Here is a 20,152-nt window from a genome sequence, read left to right on the forward strand (position 1 = left end):
TTTGTTTTTGAAGGAATGTTGTATCGAATGTCACAGACGCAATCCCTTTGAAAACCAAAAGAATCACAAGGATTGGATGCCGTTGCTCCATTCCTTGATCAATTGAATCTGGGAATTGCGTTCCGAGGTGTCGTTTTCGGGTTTGCGCTGCACAAATGTGCCGTCGCTCTGCATTTCCCAGGCGGCCTGGTTGTCATTCAAGTACAGCTGCAGCAGGCGTTCCAGTTTCTGGCGATGCTCGGGGTCTTCGATCGGTGTGACTGCTTCAATACGCCGGTCGAGGTTGCGGCTCATCCAGTCGGCACTGCCGATGTACACCTCCGGTGAGCCGCCGTTGGCGAAGGAAAAAATTCTCGAGTGTTCCAGGAATGGGCCGATGATGCTGATCACCCGAATGTTGTCACTCAGTCCTTCACATCCGGGATAGAGGCTGCACATGCCGCGAATGATCAATTCGATCGTCACTCCGGCTTGGGAAGCTTCATAAAGAAGCGCAATGATCGTTGGGTCCACCAGGGAATTCATCTTGGCTCGGATCACGGCCTCTCGGCCCTGCTGAGCATGTTCAATTTCGCGGCGAATTAACAGCTCCATGCCTTTCCGCAGGGTGACGGGGGCCACGAGCAGGCGACGAAAACTTTGCTGCTTGGAAAAACCGGTGAGGTAATTGAACAGTTCCACCAGGTCTTGACCCAGTTCCTGGTTGGCGGTGAGCAGGCCTAGGTCGGTGTAGAGCTTGGAGGTTTTGGAGTTGTAGTTGCCCGTGCCGATGTGCACATAGCTCTGCAGCTTCTCTTTCTCCTTGCGCACCACCAGAACAATCTTGGTGTGGGTTTTCAGCCCCAGCACCCCGTAGACCACATGCACTCCGGATTGCTCCAGGTGCCGGGCCCATTGGATGTTGTTGTCTTCGTCAAATCGTGCTTTCAATTCCACCAGTGCCATCACCTGCTTGCCGTTTTCGGCGGCACGGATCAGTGCAGCGATGATCGGCGAGTCTTTGGAGGTGCGGTAGAGCGTCATCTTGATGCCCATCACCTGGGGATCGTCCGCTGCCTGGTTGATGAACTCTTCGACGGTTGTCGAGAAGAGGTCATAGGGATGGTGCAGAAGGATGTCCTGACGGCGAATCACCGAGAAGATCGATCTGAACTCATCTGGCTTGATTGCTCCCTCGTCCAGCAGGTGTTGCTGACTGCGGGCTAGAGCCGTCGGTGTCTGGCCTCCGTGGCTTTGGCTCTTGAGTTTCGGCAGCGGTAGGGCGGTGAGGCTGAGCAGGTCGTCCAGGCCCAGGGGACCATCAATCACATAGAGGTCTTCCTCTTCAACGCTGAGTCCTGTCATCAGCATCTCCACCACGTCCTGAGGCATTTCGTTGGGCACCTCAAGGCGCACCACCTCACCGCCCATGCGTCGCTTTCGCAGTCCTTGTTCCAGGGCCAGCATCAGGTCATCGGCTTCCAGATCCCTCAGTTCCAGATCCGCATCCCGCGTCACGCGGAAGAAGTAGTGCCCCTCGATCGTCATGCCAGGGAACAGTTCCTTCAGGTTGAAGGCGATCACCTGCTCGAGGGCGATGGCGGTGTGAACGGGTTTGTGCTCCTGGCCGCTCAGGTGCGAGGGGATGGCGATGAAGCGAGGCAGATTTTTCTGGGGAACTTTGACCCGGGCAAATTGCCGTTGTCCTGTTTCCGGATCAACAACCACGGCCGCAACGTTGAGGCTCAGGTTGCTGACGAAGGGGAACGGATGGGCGGGGTCCACAGCCAGAGGTGTGAGCACCGGAAACACCGAGGTCTGGAAGGTGTCGTCAACCCATTGGCGTTGGTCGTTGTTCAGCTGTCTGTAATCGAGCAGTTCAACCCTGTGTTCCAGCAGCTTCGGCCTCAGGTGCTGGCGGTAATGCACCTGTTGCTCTCGCAGCAGGGGAATCAGCCGTTCCCGGATCGCCAGCAGCTGCTCCAACGGCGATTTGCCATCCTCACTTGGCTTGCTGACGCCCGCCTCCACCTGAGACTTCAGTGACGCCACGCGAACCATGAAGAATTCGTCGAGGTTGTTGCTGAAGATGGCGCTGAACTTGGCTTGATCGAGCAGAGGTGTGCGCGGATCCAGGGCCTGGGCCAGCACCCTTTCGTTGAAGGCGATCCAGCTCAGCTCCCGGTTGATGTAGTTCTCCGGGGCTAAGGCTGCTGCGCACATGGGCTGAACGGCTCGGCGCTGGTGTCGTTAGCCGAAACGTAGCAATCAGGACTGGCTTGGTTGTGTGTCGGAGATGTCCGGCAGAGGGCTGCCTGCCACCAGGCCGATCACGATCACCAGCACGGTTGCCGCAGCTGCAAACGGGCTCACTGGACCCAGCAGGTCGTAGCTGAATCCCGCTAGTGGAGGGCCGAGGAAACTGCCCAAACTCTGCAGGGCCTGCAGGCTGCCGAGGGCGCTGCCTTGCCCTTCGCGACCCAGGCGCCGTGACACCAGGCTGCGCAGGCTTGGTGTGACCAATCCGGTGCCCAGGGCCAGGATGCCGACGGCAGTGAAGATGGCGCCGGCCCGATCGGATGCACCGACGCTGGGGATTAGCAGGCACCCAATGATCACCAGGCCGAGGCCCAGCAAGGTCAGACGCCATTCACCGAACCGTTTCACCAGCGGCCCGATCAGCCCTCCTTGCACCACGGTGGCGACCACCCCCACCACGAGGAAGGCGGTGGTGGCGAGCTCAGGGCCCCAGCCGAAGCGCTGCTTGAAATAGAGCACCAGGATGGCGGTGAAGCCGTTGAAGGCCAGGAAGAAGAGGAAAAAAGCTCCGCACAGTCGCCCCACGCTGGGGTTCATCAGCACCTGGCTCAGCCGTGCAAACGGATTGAGGTCGCGTTTTCTGGGCAGGTTTTTGCGGGATTCCTGGGGGTGGGTTTCCGGCAGCAGATTGAGCACCACCAAGAGGTTGAGTGCAGCGAAGCCTGTGGCCACCCAAACGGGAAGGGACACGGCCACTCGGGCCAGTTGTCCGCCAACGAAGGGGCCAAGGATGAACCCCAAACCAAAGGCCACGCCGATCAAGCCGAAGGCACGGGCTCGCTTGTCGGGAGGCGTGATGTCGGCGAGCACGGCGCTGGCTGTTGCTGCCGTACCGCCACTGATGCCGTCAATGATCCGTGCTGCGAACAACAGCAGCAGGGGCAGCAGGCTTTGGCTGGGCCATGGCAGTGAAACCGTCACGGCAAACAGGCCGAGCCCCACCACGGATCCTGCGACGCAGATGCTGATCACGGGGCGGCGGCCGTAGCGATCACTGAGCGCTCCGATCAAGGGAGTGACCAGGAACTGCGCCAGGGCATAGCTTCCCGCCAACAGTCCCAGGGTTCGTCCGTCTGGGGCGAACTGGGCCAAGAGAAAGGGCAACAGCGGAAAAACAATGCTTTCGCTGAGCCGGTCGTTGAGCAGCGTGAGAAACGCGCTGAGCAGTGTGGGAATCCGAGGACGCTGCAAGCTTGCTGCCACGCAGGAGAGACTCACATTCCCACAGGCGGCTCCATGGCTTTGCGTCCGATCGCTCCGGAAGATCACCCGCTGTTGCGGGAGATCTATGCCGATGCGATCGAATCTCAGGCTCCCCTCCTTTATTCAGAGGAACAAGTCAGGGCCTGGGCGGCCTTGGCTTGGTTGCCCGGCGTGCTCGATGCGAGTTTTCGGGAGGGCTCGGGATGGCTCACCACGGATGGTTCGGCCTTTGCGATCCGCCATCCGGAAGATCGTCTTTCGTTGCTTTACTGCCGCGGTTGTGCCTCGAGGCGGGGGCATGGAAGTGCCCTCCTGAACCGGATTGAGGCGGATGCGCTGGCGTCCGGCGTTCAACAATTACGAACGGAGGCCAGCCAGTTCAGCCGACCGTTGCTGGAGCGATGGGGCTGGTGTGTGGAAGCGCCGGAGACGATCCTGATTGGAGGCGTTCCGTTCGAGCGCTATCGGATGGTCAAGCTGCTTCGCCAAGCGCAGAGTTGATCAAGCTGGGCTTGGGCCTGGCCCGTTTCCAGAATGGACGCTGCCCGTTGAATGCCCTGTTCCAAGGAATCACTGCAGCCGGCGAACCACAGATAGGCGCCGGCGTTCCAGCGCAGGGCGTCGCAGAGAGGACCTTTGTTCTGAAGGGCGTTTCGTGCCTGCTCAGCCCAGGTGGTGTCGTCAGCCCATTCCACGTCGGCGTCGTGACAGCCATGGTCACGGGGGTGCAGGATCAATCGCTCCGCTTTGCCATTCCGCACCCGGGCCGTGATGCAGGCTCGGCCGATGGGCAGGTCGGTGCCTCCTTCCAACCCCTTCACGGTGAGTACATCGGTTTCGCCGGCTTGCTTGAGGGCTTCCCAGGCGCGGGCTTCTGTTGGTGGGTGGACAAAGCCACTCACAAGGAGGTGGTCGCCTTGGTGGGGTGTCCAGAGCAGTTCCAGGCTGGCAACCGGGGGACGCTTGCCCAGTTCTTCGCGGTAGCCGATCAGGGTTTCCGCGATGGGGAAATGATCCGGCTGGTGAATCAGGGCGAAGCCGTTCTGCTGGAACCCGTCTGCAACGGCGCTGATCGGTAGACCTGTGAGGTCCAGATCGAGAAGGCGGAACAGATCAACAGCGGTGACGCCGTATTTGATCGGCATCCGCTCACCGCCCTGCAGAACCACCGGCTGACCACAGGCCAGCAGCACCAGCGTGGTGAGCGGGTAAATCGGCGCTGTGCGCGTGCGCCCGTCGTAGGGCATGCCGAAACACAACGGTGCTCGACTGCCAGCCGTGGAGTGCAACACCGGGCCATGGGCTCGGTAGGTGTCGAGCATCCCCGTGAGTTCCTGGGGTTCGGGCCGTCGGATGCGATGGGCAATCAGGAAAGCGCCGATCTGTGCGGGCGTCGCTTCGCCCTGCAGCATCAGCTCCATGGCATCAGCCGCTTCCTCGCGACTCATGCCTTTGCTGGTGTGTTCACCACTTCCCACCTTGCGCAGGTGCTGCTTGAAGCGGTCGCGGCCGGAGAGAACTGCGCTCGTCAAAGGTCCGGCCTCTAGCTGTGATCAGTCTTCAGGAGTGACTGACCCGGCAGGGGTAGCAATTGCTACGAAAGCTCAGGACCTGCTTAGACGGGATAGCCCCTCGAAACTGCCATGGCGTGGGTGCTGCGGGTGGTGGCGTCCTTCGGCGTAATAGAGCCGCTCCAGCATCAGTTGGGGAGCAGTGGTTGGCGGAAGGAATTGCGCCTGCAGCAGGGTTGCCATCGATTGGAAGAATTGGCTCATTGCAAATTTCTTCTGTAAAACAAATTTCCCCGATCAAGAGACTGTCGGCTGTGCTTGTTGCTTCAAAACAGGCTGTTGTTTTGTAGTTGATGCTTCATTGTTCAGTCAGCGTTTGCGCAACAGTTTCGGGGCTGCTGAGACGTTCCAGCTTGGAACGCTGTTTTTGAGGCGGCTATAACAATTTTTCGTTCAATCATGACTGTTTCAGCTGTTCCCTCGACCCCGTCGTTGGCAGCTCCTTCCCAGGAGACTGTCACCGCCACCTTGATGGCTGCCAAGAAGGCCAAGGGCATGAGCTTTGCTGATCTGGAAGCAGCCCTGGGCCTCGATGAGGTCTGGATTGCATCCCTGTTCTATGGACAAGCAACAGCTTCAGAAGAAGAGGCTGAAAAGCTGGCTGAGCTGCTCTCCCTTGACCCAGCCATCACTGCCGCTTTGCAGGAGTTCCCCACCAAGGGAAGCCTCGATCCGGTGATCCCCACTGATCCCTTGATCTATCGCTTCTACGAGATCATGCAGGTCTATGGCATGCCCCTGAAGGATGTGATCCAGGAGCATTTTGGTGACGGCATCATGAGCGCGATCGACTTCACGCTTGATGTCGACAAAGTGGAGGATCCCAAAGGTGATCGTGTCAAAATCACCATGTGCGGCAAGTTCCTGCCTTACAAAAAGTGGTGAACATTCAAGTGTCTTGATTGAAGACATCAAGCCCCGCAAGTGCGGGGTTTTTTTATTGGCGGAATTGTTGGCTCAGTTGGGTGCTGGCCATTTTCCGCCGAACGTCGTCATTCAGCTCCTGGCTTAACTCCAGCAGGCAGCGCTGACTGGAAGGTGTGGCGATGCAACCGAGCGCGCGGAAGGCGGCCTCGGCAACTGGCAGGGAACCGCTGCGACACAGCTCTGCCAGCTTTTCGCTGATCAACACGCCATCGCGGCGTTGCAGAACCCGAATGGCGGCCACAACGACTGGATCGCGAAAATCATTCAAAACCTCTTGGCAGAACTGCAGCAGTTCACCGTCGTCGAGGCAATGGGATCGGAAGCTGAGCAGTTGAAGACCGGCAAGTCGGTGCAGTTGGCCCGTGTGATGCAGGCAATTCACCACCACTGATTCGGGAACTTCGGCACCCCAGCAGGCGAGAGCCTGAACCACCATCAGGTTGGCGTCCTCATCGTCTGAGGTTTGCTCGAGTTGAGCCAACAACCAATCGCGGGCTTCGCTCTGGTGGCAGAGTCCTGCCGCCATCACCAAATCGGGCAAAACCCCGTGGCTGGCGAGGAGGTCTTGGATCACGGGCCAGCCGTGCTCGGCCTGCATCCCCAGTTTTTCGCAGAGGGCTCGCCGCAGATCAACAGAAAGGCTGGGGGAGTAGACCTCCCCCAGCCAAGCGGGCTCCAAAGGAGCGCGTCGAGATCGGGCGAGCCGTTCCCAGAGAACGGCTTCGTCGTTCATGGATGGATCAGCGGGCACCCAGTTCAGCAGCGAGCTCACGCTCCAGCTTTTCATCGTGCTCGGTGGGCAGCACGTTCTCCATCGGCGTGCGATGGGTGCTGTAGAAGAGCATGCCGATGAACACCATGCCGCCCACGATGTTGCCGAGGGTGACAGGCAGCCAGTTCCAGAAGATCACCTTGGTGAAGGGGACGCCGGAACCGAGGATCGGGCCAGCGGTGTGGAGGAACTGGTTCACCACGATGTGCTCCATGCCCATCGATTGGAAGGCGGTGATCGGAAGCCAGCAGGCCAGGATTTTGCCGGGAACGCTCTTGCTCACCAGAGCCATGGTCACGCCCAGGCAAACCAACCAGTTGGCCACCAGTCCGCGCAGGAAGGCGAGGAAGAAGCCCATGCTTCCCAGGGCCTCGTACTTCTTCTCAACGTTGATTTGATTGAGGGCCATGATCTTCTGGGCCACGGCATCCCAGATCGGCGGGCCGACGTTGTCAGCAGCGCCATCCATGGTGCCGCTGGTGAGGCTGATGGCCATGATCACGGCCACAACGGCGGTGCCGATCCAGTTGCCGATCCACACCCAGACCCAGTTGCGGAAGGTGGCACCCCAGCTGCTCTTGCCAGCCCAGGTGGCCATCGGCAGCAGGGCGAAGTTGCCGGTCACCAGCTCCATGCCGAACAGCACGATGCTGGCGAAGCCGAAGGGGAACAGCAGCGAGCCTACGAAGGGGGCTTTGACGGTGATGCCCACGGTGAGGGCCAGGATCACCGCCAGGCCAAGGATGGCTCCGGAGTAAAAGCCACGGATCAGCAGGTTCTTCACGCTGACCGTTGATTTTTTGCCGCCGGCGGCAATCATGCCGTCGACAAGCTCATTGGGTAGGACGTAGTCCATCAGATGAGATTGAGAGTTGGACGAAAGTTTTGATGTCAGCCGCTGATGCGGTTCATCAGTCGGGAGAACAGATCAGGGCTGCCGCCCTGACGGTTGATGGCGGCTCCGTCGCGACCACTGGCGCTGAGCCAGTTGACGAAACGAGAGAACACGTCGTTGCGGTTGGCCATGACGGTGAGGGGGAGTGGTCGATGCGGGGAGCCGTGACTTCAAAAGGAAGCGTCACGGCTACAGCAGCGATCAGGCCTTCGGGGTGGCCCCGAACTTCTCGATCAACACCTCTTTGAGAGCGGTCTTGATCTCATCGGCCGGGATCGCCTTGCGGTGGATTTCGCCGACCGTGGGATTGGCACCCTGGGAACCACCGATGGTCATCGTGTAGCCCTCTCCCATCACGCCTTCACTGTTTTTGGCTTTGGTGCCGGTGAGGCCGATGGCACCCATGTAGGCCTGGCCGCAGGTGTTGGGGCAGCCGGTCCAGTGGATCTTCAGCTCTTCAGGAAGATTGAGCTCTTGGTCGAGTTCCTTGGCTGCTTCTAGGGCTTGGTCTTTGGTGTTGGTGAGGGCGAAACCGCAGTAGGTGTTGCCGGTGCAGGACACCGTTCCTGCAGAGATATGACCGGGCTCCAGCGGGAAGCGTTGCACCAGGGCGTCTGCCTTAAGGGCCTCGAGCTTGTCGTTGGGAAGGCCAACGAGGATGACGTTCTGATCTTCGGTGAGACGTACCTCACCACTGCCGTAGTTGAGGCTTGCGGTTGCCAGATCCTGCAGATCCTGGGCGGTCAGGCGACCCACTGGAACGTGCAGTCCGGCATAGGAAAGCCCTTCCTGTTTCTGAGGATGGAAGCCGTAGTGGGAGCGGGGCGTGGTGTTGAAAACAGAGCCCGGGTCTGGGGTCAACGGACCGAAGAGTTCTTCCACCTGGCTGCGGAACACGTCGTGGCCCACTTGATCCAGGTAGAGCCGGAAGCGGCCTTTGGGGCGCTTGTCGCGCTCACCGTTGTCACGCCAGAGCCGGATCACGGCATCGGTCATCTTGCAGATTTCCTCCGGCTTCACCCAGGCGTTCAGGGGAACGGCATAGGCGTTCATCTGCGATGACAGAACACCGCCGATCCAGACGCCAAATCCCATCACCCCATCCCGTTCCACGGGGTGGAAAACGATGTCGTTGTGGAGCAGGAAATTGTCCTTTGCACCGGCAACGGCGGTGTTCCACTTGCGGGGAAGGTTGGAATACTCCGGGTTGCCCTGACAGTTGTTGGTGAGGAAGTTCTGCAGCTCAGTTGTGTATGGCCGCGTGTCGACGATCTCGTTGGGATCAATACCGGCGATGGGGTTGCCGGTGACGTTGCGGGGGTTGTCAAAGCCGGATTGGATCGTGCTGAGGCCGGCTTCCTTCAGCCGCTTGAGGATTTCCGGCAGGTCGCCCAGCAGCACACCGCGCAATTGCAGGTTCTGACGGGTGGTGATATCGCAGCTGCCGTTTTCGCCGTAGCGCTCGACAATGGAGCCAATCACCCGCAGTTGATCGGCTGTCAGCACACCATTGGGCACCCGCAAGCGCAGCATGAATTTGCCTGGTGTTTTCGGACGCCAAAACATGCCGTACCACTTCAAACGCAACTGGAGGTCGGTTTCATCCACTTGCTCCCAGCCGAGCTCGGCGAATTTTTCAATTTCGCTGCCGACCAACAGGCCATCTTTGGCCGCCTTGTTCTGCTCGATCTTGTTGAGCTTCTTGCCATCCAGGTAAGCCCTGGAGGGAGAGCTAATGGTCATAAGTCGAATAACGATTGGGCGGATTGATTGCTCAAAGACGAGGCGCGAATCAATCGAGATGGCCCGAAGACCGGCAACGCTTCAAAACGAAGGGGAGCGTTGGGTTGACTGAATAAACACTGCGACGGCGACCCTGGTCCGTAACAAAGAGAACACTTTTGGTGTTGATCAATCCCAGGGCTTTGTTCTACCTGATTTGTAATGCCGGCTACATCTGGTGGTTCCCGTGAGGCCGTAAAAGGCAGCCTGCTTTGGCTTCAGTATTGGCGTCCAATTTCGCCAACCATGCGCACCGCTCCGGCCCGCAGCATCTGCCAAACCCGCTTCATCGCAGCGAAGTCTTGGTCGAGTTCGGAGGGTCCGGTGGGGCGGTCGAAGCTTCGGTCGTACCGGTCATGCCGGTCGTAACGAGCCTCCCTGGCGTCGTACCCCCGGCTGTAAGTGTCTTCTCGGATGTCGTACCGGTCGTCTCGGAAGTCGTACCGCTCAATCCGTCCGTCCAACGGCTCCCGGTAGGAGCGGCTGTCCAATGGGGCACGATCAAAACGACGGCGGGGCGCCATGACTCATCCAACGTTCACAACAACCCGATGACATCAGCCGGCATGGTCATCAATCCGTGGCCATTGCTACGGAATGACGCTTCCGATGGGGGGCGGCAAGGGTTGCATCTGGTGGTGCATGGCCGCAGTGGCGGTGTTGTTCCTGAGTGTTTGGCCTCTCTGCCGGACCTTCTGGCTCAGCGGCGCTCAGCGCCCGTGCAGTTGGAGGTGCTGACGGCTGAACAACCCGTATCGGCGCTTCCCCAATCCTCTTGGATCGTTCCGTTGCTGCTGCTGCCTGGGGCGCACGCCCGCACGGATGTGCCGGCGATTCGCAACAGACTTCGTGGTGCCGGAGCCAGTGTGCGTCTGCTGCCCTTTCTGGGCTCTTGGACCACGTGGTGGAACGCTGTGCTCTCAGCACTTCCGTCGTCTGAGCGCGCTGATGCCGTGCTGGTGCACCACCCCTTGCGCCCGGGGGTGGCGGATCGCTTCCTCGCGATGCTGGCGTCTCGCCTTGCTTTGCCGTTGGTTCCCTTTGATGCCTGGCCCGAGTTTCAGCAGCGCCACCCCAGGGCTCGGCCACTTCCACTAACCCTTGCGCCCAACCGCATGACGGATGCGTTGAGCGAAGCTGGTGGATTGCCTCCGCTTTTGGAGCATCCCCCCACCCGTCAGGCCCTGATCGATCTGCTTGTTTCTCTGCCGTGACCACCGCTGAACAAACCGGAACCGTTTATCTGGTGGGAGCCGGTCCCGGCGATCCCGAGTTGCTCACGCTGAAGGCGCATCGGCTGTTGAGCCAGTGCGATGCCCTGGTGTACGACTCGCTGGTGCCCGAGGAAGTGCTGGATCTTGTGCCGGCAACATGCGAACGCCGTTTTGTCGGCAAGCGTCGCGGACATCACTCGGTGCCCCAACCCAGCACCAATGCAGTGCTGGTTGAAATGGCCCAGAAGCACAGCACCGTGGTGCGCTTGAAGGGGGGTGATCCCTTCCTGTTTGGCCGTGGAGGGGAAGAAGCCGCTTACCTGGCGGAGCGAAACATTCCTGTTCAGGTGGTGCCTGGTGTCACCGCTGGCATTGCTGCCCCTGCCTACGCCGGAATTCCCGTCACCCACCGGCGGGCGGGGTCATCGGTGACCTTCGTCACCGGTCATGAGGAAATCGACAAGCGCCGTCCTTCCGTGGATTGGCGTGCCCTGGCTGCGGCTAGTGACGGATTGGTGATCTACATGGGGCTGCATAACCTGCCCCGGATCGCAGAGGAGCTGATGGCGGGCGGTTTGGTTGCGACAACCCCCGTGGCGGTGATCCAGCAGGGCACGGTGGCGGGGCAACGCTGCCTCAAAGCCACCTTGGTTGACGTTGCCGATCAATGCCGAGCCGAAGCCTTCAAGTCACCCTCGATCGTTGTGGTGGGTGAGGTGATTGATCAGCAAGTTGAGGCCTGCAGGCCCACACCGGCAGCGGTCACGATGCCGATTCCGTTCTGAATTGCTCCGCTCGTTCCGCTCTATTCCTTCAAGCGAGCCCGGAGCTGGGCCAGGTTGCACGGTCGGGTGTCGGCATCGAGTTGAGCCCGGATGAGCCGGTTCCAAGCGGTGGTCACCGCATCCAGAGATCCCGGCAGCACAAACACGAATGTGCCGTTGGCCACGCCGGCAAGGCAGCGGCTTTGCAGGGTGCTGGTGCCGATGCTCTCGAAGGAGAGCACACGGAACAGTTCACCGAATCCTTCGATGGTTTTGTCCAGCAGCGGTGCCACCGCTTCGGGGGTGCCATCGCGGCCGGTGAGCCCGGTTCCGCCGCTGGTGATCACCACATCAACCGCAGGATCGGCGATCCAGCGGCTCAGTTCACGGCGGATTTGATAGCGATCATCCGGGCAGAGTTGTCGCTCCTGAAGGCGATGCCCCGCGTCTTCAAGGCTGCGCTGCAGTTGATCTCCGCTGCTGTCGTCCGCCAGGGTGCGTGTGTCGGAGATGGTGAGCAGGGCGATGGAGAGGCCCATGGCACAGCGGCGGAGCCCTTGGACGCTAGAACCACTCCAGCTGCCATGGACGTGGTGCTGAAGGTGCTGCTGTTCGCTTCCCTGCGAGAACGCGCCGGTTGGGCCGATCGTTCCCTTCCCTTCACACCAGGCGTCTCGACGGCTCGTGAGGTCTGGAATCAGTTGGATCTTGGTCCGCTGGAGGGCATCAGCATTGCGGTGAACCAGGAGTTGGTCGGTGCCGATCAGCCGTTGCAGGCCGGTGATGAGCTGGCCTTTCTTCCACCGTTCACGGGGGGGTGAAGCGTGACCGATTGCCGTGTGGAGGTGTGCCCGGATCCCTTTGATCCTTGGCAGCAACTGGCGCTTTGGAGCGGGGATGCCGCGGCCGCGGCGATCTTCATTGGTCGGGTGCGTCCCTCCACGATGGATGGCCGGCCTCTGGAGGCACTTGAGCTGGAGCACTTCCCCGGCCTTTGCGAACGTCAGATCACGGCCATGGCGCAGCGCCTGCAGCAGGAGCACCGGACGGGACCGATTTTGGTGCTACATCGGGTGGGCAAGCTCGCCCCCGGTGAGCCGATCGTGCTGGTGGCGGTGCAGGCCGATCGTCGTGGGGCGGCGCAGCGCTGCTCCGCCGCCTTGTTGGAGCAACTCAAGCACCAGGCCCCGTTCTGGAAGCGGGAGTGGTGCGCTGGTCAGGGCACCTGGTTGGAGGCCAACACGCCACTCTGATCAAGGCGTGGGTGCTGCAGCTGGTAGCCCAGCTGTTTGAGCCGGTTGTTGCGGATCCGTCGGCCCCCTGAGCCCGGTTCGTCCTGCCCAAGCCAGCGCACGGGCGCCAGGCCCTGGCGCTGCAGGCTGCGCCCCACCAGGTCCCGCAGCCGAATCGGCTCGTCGTTGACCACATTCACCAGGCCGGCCCATTCAGCATCGAGAGCTGCTTCCAGGGCACCGGCAGCATCCGCCACATGCAGCCAGTTGCTGTAGGTAGAGCCCCTGCCAGGGCGTTCCAGTCCGGCGAGCCCGCGCAGGCGTCGGTCGAGATCGCGGCCAGGGCCATAGAGCGCCCCGAGGCGCAGGATGCACACCCGCCGGCCGCTGATGCCGCTGAGCAGTCGTTCGCTTTCCAGCAGAACATCGCCATGGCCGCGGCCTGGCGCGGGAGGCGTTTGCTCATCCACCCAGTCCCCCGCGGCATCGCCGTACACCGAGCAACTGCCCGTGTAGACGATCTGCCCCAGTTTCGGCAGTTGTGGCAACAGCGACGTCAGGCAATGGAAGCTGTCGACGAAGGTGCGGCGGTAGCCGTTGGCATCCACCTGGCGATCTCCCTTAGGCCCGAGGCAGAACACGGCGCTGCTGCTCTGCCGCAGGGCGTTCCGCAATTGCACGGGGTCTGTGGCGTCGCACAGCTCCACCCGATCGGCCAGGGGGCTGAGTTGCTCCAGCCGTTCGCTGCTGGTGGTGGTCAGCGTCAGCTTCAGCTGGGGGCGTCTTGGTTGCAGCCGCTCCGCCAAAGCGAGTCCCACGTAGCCGCAGCCAACGATCGTCAGGTCCATGGCCGGGATGGCTGTTGGCGCGACCCTAAGGAGATCGACCGTTCCATGCCGTCACGGACATGACTGATCAATGGACCCTCAACCGCCGAAATTTCGCGGGCCATTGGCAGGGCTGTGGTTCTTGGTTTGAGCGGGACGGCAGCGGTCGGCTGGATCTGCAGCATCCGACGCGTCGGATCGACCCCACCACCTACGCGATTTCCTTTTCCGATGACGACCACGGGGTGTGGGATGGATCGGGTCTGGCCTTTGCCCCCGGGGGTAAGGCCACCTATCCCATCAGCCGGGCCACCTACAACGCCGGCGGAGGCTGCTGGCAGTTCCCCGGGGCGGGCGGTCAGTCCAGCCGGGGGTTGGATGCCGAGCGTCCCCGCTTCGGCCATGAGATCAACCTGTTCTGCGGTCGTTCCCGCTCGATGCTGGTGCTGCTCTGGGAACCGCTTGACGGCGGCTGGCGTTTGCAGCGTGTTGGGGCGGTGGGTTTCCGTTGCTTGAACGGCACCGATCCCGAACCCGACCGTCCCGCATGCGGGACACCCGAGGCCCTGCTGGCGCCGGTGCAGGGATGGAGTGGCGAGCGGCAGATGCTCAAGCCGCAGGGGGGGGTGAACGGCCAGGCGGAGGGCGCCGCTTCGCTGGTGTTCGATCCAAGCCAGCTGTTACACAACGACTGCTCAGCGGTGATGCCTGACGGCTTGGTGTTCTCGGTGCCCAGTGAGCTCCCCAGTGCGCCCTTCAGCCTCGAGATCGGTGGCCGTCTCGGCGCTGACCTGTTTCAGCAGATCAGCATCCATTTCGATTCATCGGGCCAGCTCATGGCCTGGGAGCGCCGCTGGTTTCAGCCTGATCCGGCTCAGAAAATCCGCTGACGAATCAGCTGGGCCCAGAGACGGGTGCCGCTTCCGAGCGGGCCGGCTTCCGCTGGCAGTTCCAGCAGCAGATCGGCCTGTTGCAAGGAACCGATCCTGGACGAGGCCTGCGAGCCATCCACCCGTGCCAGCAGCGTTCCTGCGGCGTTGGTGTGGAGGCGGGCCCGAGCCAGTTCCGGCCGTCCCGGTCGGCGGGACAACGGGTCGGCGAGTTCCACCATCACCCGGGGGAAAAGCTCCGGTTCCTTCTGGCCCTCCAGAACCTGCACGGCGGGCCAGAGCAGTTGCAGGGCGGTGACCGCCGCCGCCACGGGATTGCCCGGCAGTCCGAAAAACGGCACGTCCTCACCGATGCTGCCGAAGGCGAAGGGGCGCCCCGGGCGTAGGAACAATTTCCAGAAGTCCACGGCACCCAGCTCCGCCACCAGCGGTCGGATCCAGTCGGTGTCGCCAGCGGAGACGCCGCCGGTGCTCACCACCACGTCGCAGTCATGGGCCAGATCCAGCAGGGCCTGGCGCAGGGCGTCGGGTTGATCGGCCACCACCCGTCGCTGGGTCACCGATTGCCCCAGGGCCTGGAGCATTGTCTCCAGAAGCGTGCCGTTGCTCTCCCAGATGGCACCGGGCTGCCGTGCTGTTCCGGGTGGCACCAGCTCGTCCCCGCTGATCAGCAGCCCGATGCGGGGTTGCTGCGCAACGGTTAGTTGGGCGATGCCGCAGCCGGCGAGGCGTGCGAGATCGGCGGCACCAAGGCGCTCTCCAGCGGCCAGCAGCAGGTCTCCCGGTCGGCATTCCTCATCCTCGGGGCGAATCCAGGGACGATCCGACGCCTCTTTCACCAGCTTGAGGCTGGTGCCGTCCACGCTGATCAGCTCCTGGGGCAGCACCCAGCCGGCACCGTCCGGCAGTGGAGCGCCGGTGAGGATGCGGATCGCATCGCTGCTGGCCAAGGTTCCGTTGAAGGGCTGGCCGGCGGCGGAGCGTCCCTTCAGCTGCCAGGTGTCCCCAGGGTTGGGCTGGTGGCTCTGCCCCAGGGCGTAGCCGTCCATGATCGAGGCCCGAAACCCCGGAACGGCAGTGCTGGCCAGCACATCCGCAGCGCTCACCCGGCCGAGGGCCTGCTGCAGCGGGACTGTGTTGCTGGCTGTGATCGGCCGAAGCGCCGCCAGTACCCGTCGACGTGCCTCTTCGAGGGGTAGCCCTTCGCGTCCGTAGGGCTCAGCGTTTCCAGACACCGTTCCGCCCTCCTTCCTTGAATTCCAGCTGAATCGCCTCGATCGTCATGGCTGGATCAACCGCCTTGAGCATGTCGTAAAGGGTCAGCAGCCCCACGGACACAGCCGTCATCGCTTCCATTTCCACCCCGGTCTGGCCTGTGGTGCGGCAACGGCAGTGGAGCACCAGGCCAGGCAGGGAGGCGTCGGCGTCGATCGACACATCCATGCCACTGAGTGGCAGCGGATGGCACAGGGGAATCAGCTCCCAGGTGCGTTTGGCGGCTTGGATTGCTGCCACCCGGGCGACCGCCAGAAGATCTCCTTTCGGTGTCTCGCCCCGCTGGATCAGGCCGAGGGTTGAGGCGTCCATGCGAATGGCGCCACGGGCATGGGCTTCTCGGTGGGTGGCCGGCCGGTCCCCCACGTCCACCATGTGAACCTCGCCTCGCTGGTTCAGATGACTCAGATCTTGCGTCATTCGATCAAGCTGACAACACCGCTGCTGAGTTGGAAACAACCCACCACCAGTTTCAGCGCACCGCTGGCTTTGGCCTCAGCCAGAACGGCGCTGCGTTGAATCAACGTGGAGGCGCTGGCGAGGGCGTTGCGCTTCACGGCGTCCTCGAGATCGCTGCTGCCGTTGATGTTCTCCCGGATGGGTTGGATCAGTCGGTCCAGGGAGGGGGTCAGCGGGTTGGTGTCCATCGCCGCCGTCACGGCTCCGCAGCCACTGTGTCCCATCACCATTAACAGCGGCGTCTTGAGAACGCTGACGCTGTATTCAACCGAGGCAATGGCTTCGGTGAATGCGGTGTTGCCGGCGTTGCGGATCACGAACAGCTCGCCAGGCGTGGTGTCGAACACCCAGCTCGGCGACACCCGTGAATCAGAGCAGGTGAGCACGGTGGCCCAGGGATGTTGGCTGGTGGCCAACGCCCTGGGGGAGTTGAAGCAGCGCGGGTTAGCGCCCGCCGTTCCGGGTGTCGTTCCGTCGTCTTGTTTGCCCTGGCGCCAGGCCTCTGCAAATCGGCGGTTCCCCTCCATCAGGGCCTCGAGTGGATCATTCGGGCTGCAGAAACCCTCCTCTGCTGCCTCAACGGGGCGCGCTTGGATCAGGGCGGCCAAGGCCAGACCGCCCGTTTGCTGGAGGAAGTGACGGCGCTGAATCCCCATTCCGGCACCTTATGCGGGCCGGCTGGCGGGCTGTGCCACGTGGGCAGTGCGATCAGCGCTCGCCGAAGGCAGACCAGAGGGTGGCTTCGGAGCCCACAACAGGCTCAACGGCGGGCTGGATGGCAGCAGTGGGTTGGGCTGTTGCGCCTGTGGTGGCACTGGCGATGTCGCGCTCGGCCAAGGGAGCCCAGAGAGCGGCAGGCCCGGCGATCACCGGCTCCACGCCAGCGGCACCGGCCTGAACGGAAGCCGACTGGCTGCGCACCAGTTGCACGGCGAGGGAACCAACGATGAAGGCACCCAGGAAACCGGCGGCCAGGGTGATGGGGCTGCGGCCGGAAGCGGACGAGATGCTGCTGGTCACGGCAGAAACTCTTTGAACAGAGCTTCAGTATGGAAAAAATTGGTGTGAACGACTACTGAACGGGCTGAATTGTGTAGCGTAATTAACAGTTTCTATGGGATCAAAGCCCTGCATGGGCTGCTGTTGGAGTGCATCAGCCGTGACCCATCCATGGGACATCCCCAGCAGCATTCCGAGGGAGAGGGCGAAGCGCACAGACCAACATTTGTATCGGGTTAAACATCTCTGTTTCCGTGGGCTTCCGTTGTCATCATTGACACCGATCAAGGCTTTGGTTGATGTCCAGCCGTCGTAATTCCGCCAGCCATTGCTTTGCCTTTGAACAGGACTTCATCGGCAACTGGCGCTGCATCCCTCTGTGTGTGCGACGCAAATTGGATCTGTGTGGGGTGAAGTTGAAGCTCAACCACTGGCTTGAGCTTTCTCAGGAGCAACGTCAAGCCCTGGTGGATTGGCCGGATGGGGCCGATGCTCTTGAGCAGCTTCGCCAACACCTGCGCGATTGCACGCGTTCCATGGCCGATGGCATGGCCAAGGATCTGCCACCGGTGAGTGGTGCCCCCTGGCAACAGCAGGCGGAGCTGCCCGCTGTGGTGCAGGAGGCGGCCACAGTGCGGGGTGTGGCGCTGACCCTGGAGCAGTGGACCCAGCTCAGTGAGCTGGATCGCTTTGCCTTGTGCAAGTTGGTTCGGCCTGGGCACGACCACCACAACCTTGAGGCAGCCTTCAGCGAAGTGCTGGTGTGAGCAGCCGGCGCAGGGCCTCCAATCGTCCTTTCTGCTGTTCAACGGGCTTCACCACCGAGACGGCGGGAGCCACGATCACCGCGCAGGCCTTGAGTTCAGGCTGCTTCGACACAGGGCAGGCCTCGTCGTGCATGAGGGTGTTGGCTTCGCAGGCCTTCTCCTGGGTGAATCCCCAGTGCATCGGCAGGAAGACCGACCCACGCCGGATGCGATCGGTAACTTTCACCGTGGCGGTGAGGTGGCCGCGGCGTGAGCTGATCGCCGCCAGTTCACCGTTGCGCAGTTTCAACTCCTGCGCGTCACCGGGGTGAATCTCCAGCAGCGGCTCGGGATGCTGTTTCATCAGCCGTTCTACCTTGCCGGTGCGGGTCATTGTGTGCCACTGGCCCAGGTAGCGGCCCACCGTCAGCACCAGCGGATAGGTGTCGCAGGGGGGTTCTGCCAGTCCTAGCGGTTGATCGGTGCTGAAGCGGGCGCGTTTGTTGGGGGTGGCGAATTGATGGTCTGCGTAGAGGCGTTTGGCCTCTGTGGTGGGGGTGCTGCCGCTGGGATAGGGCCATTGCTGCGGTCCTTCGCCTTCCAGTAGTTCATGGCTGAGGCCGCTCACATCGCAAAGCCTGCCGTGGGTGAGAGCCGTGAATTCGGCATACACCTCAGCTGCTGATTCGAAGTTGAACTGTTCGCTGTAGCCCAGTCGCCGGCCCACCTCGGCAAACACCTCCCAGTCGGGACGGCTCTCGCCGAAACGACGCCGGTAGGCCGGGCAGTAGGTGACCCGCCGTTCGGAATTGGTCATGGCGCCGGCCTTCTCGCTCCACTGGGCTGCGGGCAATAGCAGATGGGCGTAGTGGGACGTTTCCGAGTCGGCGTAGGCCTCGCTCACCACCACCAGCGGGCACTTCTGCATGGCTGACTTCACCCGGTCGAGATCTGGGAGGCTCACCAGGGGGTTGGTGGCGGCCACCCACCACAGATCCAGCGCCTCCTGTTCCATGGCTTCGATCTGCTGCCAGGCCGCCAATCCGGGCTTGGCGTTGATTCGTCCTGCCGGCAGCTGCCAGGCCTGCTCCACTTCGGCGCGGTGTTCGGCGTTGGCCACAAGGCGGTAGCCCGGCAGCAGGTGGGCCAGGCCTCCGGCTTCGCGTCCGCCCATGGCGTTGGGTTGGCCGGTGAGGGAAAACGGGCCCGCTCCTTGCTTGCCGATCTGGCCGGTGAGCAGATGCAGATTGATCAACCCCTGCACCACGGCCGTTCCTTCACGGCGTTGGTTCACCCCCATCGACCAGAGGCTGAGCACCTTCTCGCGCCGGTGGAACAGAGCCGCCACCTCCCGCAGGCGTTTCTCGGGGATGTTGCAGAACAGGGCCACCCGTCTTGGGGTCCAGCGGGCGGCGACGTCAAAAAAGGCGTCGTAATTCTCGGTGTGGTCGTCGATGAAGGCCGGATCCTGGCCGTTTTCGCGCAGCACCAGGTGGGCAATGCCGTGCAGCAGGGCCAGGTCGCTGCCCGGTGCAATCGGCAAGTGGATATCGGCGGCTTTGGCGGTGTCGGTGCGGCGTGGATCCACCACCACGATCTTGACGCTGCCGGGGTTTTTGCGTTTTCGCTTCAGCAGCCGCTGGAACAGCACCGGGTGGCATTCGGCCGTGTTGGTGCCGATTAGAAACGCCACTGTGCAGTGGTCGAGGTCCTCATAGCTGCAGGGGGGACCATCGGAGCCCAGGCTGCGGGTGTAGCCCGCCACCGCTGAGCTCATGCACAGCCGTGAATTGGCGTCGAAATTGTTGGTGCCCAGGGCGCCTTTGAGCAGCTTCTGGGCGAGGTAGTAATCCTCGGTGTGGAATTGACCGGAGCCGTACATGGCGATGCCATCGGCGTTGCCGCGCTGGGCCACGCTCGCGTGGATTTGGCCGGTGATTTTGTTGAGAGCGTCGTCCCAGCTGATCGGCGCGAAGTCGTCCTCAAGGGTCTGGCGGAACAGGGGTTGGCGCAGGCGGCCTGGGGCCAGGGTTTCGCCGACGGTGGCGCCCTTGATGCAGACCTGGCCAAGGCTTGAGGGGTGTTCGCGGTCGCCGCGGGCGGTCCACATCGGGTTGCCCTCGGCATCCCGTTTCACGGCCTCACCCTTCACGGCAGGAGGCAAAAGCTCCAGGCCACAACCCACGCCGCAGTAGGGGCACTGGCTGCGCACGCTGCGGGGTGAGTTGGTCATGCATGAACCAAAAAAAGAACAAAACCCGGAGCCGAAGCTCCGGGTCGTTGTGCAGCGACAGGATG

At 62.1% G+C, this 20,152-nt stretch carries 24 protein-coding genes; 8 read left to right on the top strand and 16 right to left on the bottom strand.

Going from position 1 to position 20,152, the window contains the following annotated elements:
* Nucleotides 1–63 precede the first annotated feature (63 nt).
* Both ppk1 and DXY03_RS06945 read right to left on the bottom strand, forming a co-directional pair.
* The gene (gene ppk1 / locus DXY03_RS06940) at nucleotides 64–2,202 is read right to left on the bottom strand and encodes a polyphosphate kinase 1 (RefSeq protein ID WP_115009754.1); all 2,139 of its coding nucleotides are present in this window, start codon (nucleotides 2,200–2,202) and stop codon (nucleotides 64–66) included.
* Nucleotides 2,203–2,247: 45 nt separating this feature from the next.
* Nucleotides 2,248–3,501 carry an MFS transporter gene (locus DXY03_RS06945; protein WP_244272346.1) on the bottom strand — a complete coding sequence of 418 codons (1,254 nt, stop codon included), beginning with the start codon at nucleotides 3,499–3,501 and terminating at the stop codon, nucleotides 2,248–2,250.
* 33 nt (nucleotides 3,502–3,534) lie between these two features.
* Here DXY03_RS06945 and DXY03_RS06950 point away from each other — a divergent pair, with 33 nt between their 5' ends.
* A complete protein-coding gene (locus DXY03_RS06950; protein WP_115009756.1) occupies nucleotides 3,535–4,002 on the top strand; it encodes a GNAT family N-acetyltransferase in 468 nt (155 codons plus the stop codon).
* Here DXY03_RS06950 and DXY03_RS06955 read toward each other — a convergent pair.
* Both DXY03_RS06955 and DXY03_RS06960 read right to left on the bottom strand, forming a co-directional pair.
* Nucleotides 3,963–5,033, bottom strand: coding sequence for an anthranilate phosphoribosyltransferase family protein (locus tag DXY03_RS06955; RefSeq protein ID WP_115009757.1), 1,071 nt, complete (start codon nucleotides 5,031–5,033; stop codon nucleotides 3,963–3,965). The genes DXY03_RS06950 and DXY03_RS06955 overlap by 40 nt on opposite strands.
* A 72-nt stretch (nucleotides 5,034–5,105) precedes the next feature.
* On the bottom strand, nucleotides 5,106–5,276 hold the full coding sequence (locus DXY03_RS06960) for a cyanate hydratase (RefSeq protein ID WP_115009758.1): 171 nt from the start codon (nucleotides 5,274–5,276) through the stop codon (nucleotides 5,106–5,108).
* A gap of 195 nt (nucleotides 5,277–5,471) precedes the next feature.
* Between DXY03_RS06960 and cynS the strand changes: the two genes are divergently transcribed.
* Nucleotides 5,472–5,957, top strand: a complete 486-nt coding sequence (gene cynS, locus DXY03_RS06965) for a cyanase (RefSeq protein WP_170952002.1) — start codon at nucleotides 5,472–5,474, stop codon at nucleotides 5,955–5,957.
* A 52-nt stretch (nucleotides 5,958–6,009) separates the two neighbouring features.
* Here the strand turns inward: cynS and DXY03_RS06970 are convergent, their stop codons facing one another.
* The 5 genes from DXY03_RS06970 to DXY03_RS06990 all read right to left on the bottom strand — a co-directional run bounded on the left by DXY03_RS06970 (nucleotide 6,010) and on the right by DXY03_RS06990 (nucleotide 9,972).
* Nucleotides 6,010–6,732, bottom strand: coding sequence for a HEAT repeat domain-containing protein (locus DXY03_RS06970; protein WP_115009982.1), 723 nt, complete (start codon nucleotides 6,730–6,732; stop codon nucleotides 6,010–6,012).
* A 7-nt stretch (nucleotides 6,733–6,739) separates the two neighbouring features.
* Complete coding sequence (locus DXY03_RS06975) at nucleotides 6,740–7,627, bottom strand: formate/nitrite transporter family protein (protein ID WP_114988781.1); 888 nt, start codon at nucleotides 7,625–7,627, stop codon at nucleotides 6,740–6,742.
* 35 nt (nucleotides 7,628–7,662) lie between these two features.
* Nucleotides 7,663–7,797, bottom strand: a complete 135-nt coding sequence (locus DXY03_RS06980; protein ID WP_006851080.1) for a hypothetical protein — start codon at nucleotides 7,795–7,797, stop codon at nucleotides 7,663–7,665.
* Between the two features lie 70 nt (nucleotides 7,798–7,867).
* Nucleotides 7,868–9,409, bottom strand: coding sequence for a ferredoxin--nitrite reductase (locus DXY03_RS06985; RefSeq protein WP_115009760.1), 1,542 nt, complete (start codon nucleotides 9,407–9,409; stop codon nucleotides 7,868–7,870).
* A 257-nt stretch (nucleotides 9,410–9,666) separates the two neighbouring features.
* Entirely contained in the window at nucleotides 9,667–9,972 is a 306-nt protein-coding gene (locus DXY03_RS06990) for a hypothetical protein (RefSeq protein WP_136987659.1), read from the bottom strand.
* Between the two features lie 42 nt (nucleotides 9,973–10,014).
* Here DXY03_RS06990 and DXY03_RS06995 point away from each other — a divergent pair, with 42 nt between their 5' ends.
* Nucleotides 10,015–10,662 carry a DNA mismatch repair protein MutS gene (locus tag DXY03_RS06995; RefSeq protein WP_244272347.1) on the top strand — a complete coding sequence of 216 codons (648 nt, stop codon included), beginning with the start codon at nucleotides 10,015–10,017 and terminating at the stop codon, nucleotides 10,660–10,662.
* Nucleotides 10,659–11,447: a uroporphyrinogen-III C-methyltransferase gene (cobA, locus tag DXY03_RS07000; RefSeq protein ID WP_115009763.1), complete on the top strand. Its 789-nt coding sequence runs from the start codon at nucleotides 10,659–10,661 to the stop codon at nucleotides 11,445–11,447. Before DXY03_RS06995 ends, cobA begins: the two co-directional genes overlap by 4 nt.
* Before the next feature lie 20 nt (nucleotides 11,448–11,467).
* On the opposite strand, the gene moaB is transcribed toward cobA, so the two are convergent.
* The gene (moaB, locus tag DXY03_RS07005; protein WP_115009764.1) at nucleotides 11,468–11,965 is read right to left on the bottom strand and encodes a molybdenum cofactor biosynthesis protein B; all 498 of its coding nucleotides are present in this window, start codon (nucleotides 11,963–11,965) and stop codon (nucleotides 11,468–11,470) included.
* Nucleotides 11,966–12,010: 45 nt separating this feature from the next.
* Between moaB and DXY03_RS07010 the strand changes: the two genes are divergently transcribed.
* Together DXY03_RS07010 and DXY03_RS07015 are read left to right on the top strand one after the other, a co-directional pair.
* Nucleotides 12,011–12,247, top strand: a complete 237-nt coding sequence (locus tag DXY03_RS07010) for a MoaD/ThiS family protein (protein WP_114988775.1) — start codon at nucleotides 12,011–12,013, stop codon at nucleotides 12,245–12,247.
* Between the two features lie 3 nt (nucleotides 12,248–12,250).
* Nucleotides 12,251–12,679, top strand: coding sequence for a molybdenum cofactor biosynthesis protein MoaE (locus DXY03_RS07015; protein ID WP_115009765.1), 429 nt, complete (start codon nucleotides 12,251–12,253; stop codon nucleotides 12,677–12,679).
* Here DXY03_RS07015 and DXY03_RS07020 read toward each other — a convergent pair.
* Nucleotides 12,643–13,506: an NAD-dependent epimerase/dehydratase family protein gene (locus DXY03_RS07020; RefSeq protein WP_115009766.1), complete on the bottom strand. Its 864-nt coding sequence runs from the start codon at nucleotides 13,504–13,506 to the stop codon at nucleotides 12,643–12,645. The genes DXY03_RS07015 and DXY03_RS07020 overlap by 37 nt on opposite strands.
* 59 nt (nucleotides 13,507–13,565) lie before the next feature.
* Between DXY03_RS07020 and DXY03_RS07025 the strand changes: the two genes are divergently transcribed.
* Nucleotides 13,566–14,375, top strand: coding sequence for a hypothetical protein (locus tag DXY03_RS07025; RefSeq protein WP_115009767.1), 810 nt, complete (start codon nucleotides 13,566–13,568; stop codon nucleotides 14,373–14,375).
* Here the strand turns inward: DXY03_RS07025 and DXY03_RS07030 are convergent.
* From DXY03_RS07030 to DXY03_RS07045, 4 genes are read right to left on the bottom strand one after another with little or no spacing between them, the layout of a single operon-like run.
* On the bottom strand, nucleotides 14,360–15,610 hold the full coding sequence (locus DXY03_RS07030; protein WP_115009768.1) for a molybdopterin molybdotransferase MoeA: 1,251 nt from the start codon (nucleotides 15,608–15,610) through the stop codon (nucleotides 14,360–14,362). The two genes, DXY03_RS07025 and DXY03_RS07030, sit on opposite strands and share 16 nt — an antisense overlap.
* On the bottom strand, nucleotides 15,594–16,070 hold the full coding sequence (gene moaC / locus DXY03_RS07035; protein WP_115009769.1) for a cyclic pyranopterin monophosphate synthase MoaC: 477 nt from the start codon (nucleotides 16,068–16,070) through the stop codon (nucleotides 15,594–15,596). Before moaC ends, DXY03_RS07030 begins: the two co-directional genes overlap by 17 nt.
* Nucleotides 16,067–16,765 (bottom strand): carbonic anhydrase, encoded by a 699-nt coding sequence (locus DXY03_RS07040; RefSeq protein WP_115009770.1) that lies wholly within the window; start codon nucleotides 16,763–16,765, stop codon nucleotides 16,067–16,069. The genes moaC and DXY03_RS07040 overlap by 4 nt, the downstream gene beginning before the upstream one ends.
* Before the next feature lie 52 nt (nucleotides 16,766–16,817).
* Nucleotides 16,818–17,129, bottom strand: coding sequence for a hypothetical protein (locus DXY03_RS07045; protein ID WP_115009771.1), 312 nt, complete (start codon nucleotides 17,127–17,129; stop codon nucleotides 16,818–16,820).
* A gap of 278 nt (nucleotides 17,130–17,407) precedes the next feature.
* On the opposite strand from DXY03_RS07045, the gene DXY03_RS07050 reads away from it, so the two are divergent.
* A complete protein-coding gene (locus DXY03_RS07050; RefSeq protein WP_115009772.1) occupies nucleotides 17,408–17,875 on the top strand; it encodes a nitrate reductase associated protein in 468 nt (155 codons plus the stop codon).
* Here DXY03_RS07050 and DXY03_RS07055 read toward each other — a convergent pair.
* Nucleotides 17,856–20,087 (bottom strand): nitrate reductase, encoded by a 2,232-nt coding sequence (locus DXY03_RS07055; protein WP_115009773.1) that lies wholly within the window; start codon nucleotides 20,085–20,087, stop codon nucleotides 17,856–17,858. The two genes, DXY03_RS07050 and DXY03_RS07055, sit on opposite strands and share 20 nt — an antisense overlap.
* Nucleotides 20,088–20,152: the final 65 nt, after the last annotated feature.

It is taken from the genome of Synechococcus sp. N5, from assembly GCF_900473925.1.
Classification (GTDB): domain Bacteria; phylum Cyanobacteriota; class Cyanobacteriia; order PCC-6307; family Cyanobiaceae; genus Parasynechococcus.

Bases quoted from the DNA above. Each gene is read 5' to 3' on its own strand.
- ppk1 (WP_115009754.1), bottom strand. From the start codon at position 2,202: ATGTGCGCAGCAGCCTTAGCCCCGGAGAACTACATCAACCGGGAGCTG.
- DXY03_RS06950 (WP_115009756.1), top strand. From the start codon at position 3,535: ATGGCTTTGCGTCCGATCGCTCCGGAAGATCACCCGCTGTTGCGGGAG.
- DXY03_RS06960 (WP_115009758.1), bottom strand. From the start codon at position 5,276: ATGAGCCAATTCTTCCAATCGATGGCAACCCTGCTGCAGGCGCAATTC.
- cynS (WP_170952002.1), top strand. From the start codon at position 5,472: ATGACTGTTTCAGCTGTTCCCTCGACCCCGTCGTTGGCAGCTCCTTCC.
- DXY03_RS06970 (WP_115009982.1), bottom strand. From the start codon at position 6,732: ATGAACGACGAAGCCGTTCTCTGGGAACGGCTCGCCCGATCTCGACGC.
- DXY03_RS06975 (WP_114988781.1), bottom strand. From the start codon at position 7,627: ATGGACTACGTCCTACCCAATGAGCTTGTCGACGGCATGATTGCCGCC.
- DXY03_RS06980 (WP_006851080.1), bottom strand. From the start codon at position 7,797: ATGGCCAACCGCAACGACGTGTTCTCTCGTTTCGTCAACTGGCTCAGC.
- DXY03_RS06985 (WP_115009760.1), bottom strand. From the start codon at position 9,409: ATGACCATTAGCTCTCCCTCCAGGGCTTACCTGGATGGCAAGAAGCTC.
- DXY03_RS06990 (WP_136987659.1), bottom strand. From the start codon at position 9,972: ATGGCGCCCCGCCGTCGTTTTGATCGTGCCCCATTGGACAGCCGCTCC.
- DXY03_RS06995 (WP_244272347.1), top strand. From the start codon at position 10,015: ATGGTCATCAATCCGTGGCCATTGCTACGGAATGACGCTTCCGATGGG.
- moaB (WP_115009764.1), bottom strand. From the start codon at position 11,965: ATGGGCCTCTCCATCGCCCTGCTCACCATCTCCGACACACGCACCCTG.
- DXY03_RS07010 (WP_114988775.1), top strand. From the start codon at position 12,011: ATGGACGTGGTGCTGAAGGTGCTGCTGTTCGCTTCCCTGCGAGAACGC.
- DXY03_RS07020 (WP_115009766.1), bottom strand. From the start codon at position 13,506: ATGGACCTGACGATCGTTGGCTGCGGCTACGTGGGACTCGCTTTGGCG.
- DXY03_RS07025 (WP_115009767.1), top strand. From the start codon at position 13,566: ATGACTGATCAATGGACCCTCAACCGCCGAAATTTCGCGGGCCATTGG.
- moaC (WP_115009769.1), bottom strand. From the start codon at position 16,070: ATGACGCAAGATCTGAGTCATCTGAACCAGCGAGGCGAGGTTCACATG.
- DXY03_RS07040 (WP_115009770.1), bottom strand. From the start codon at position 16,765: ATGGGGATTCAGCGCCGTCACTTCCTCCAGCAAACGGGCGGTCTGGCC.
- DXY03_RS07050 (WP_115009772.1), top strand. From the start codon at position 17,408: ATGTCCAGCCGTCGTAATTCCGCCAGCCATTGCTTTGCCTTTGAACAG.
- DXY03_RS07055 (WP_115009773.1), bottom strand. From the start codon at position 20,087: ATGACCAACTCACCCCGCAGCGTGCGCAGCCAGTGCCCCTACTGCGGC.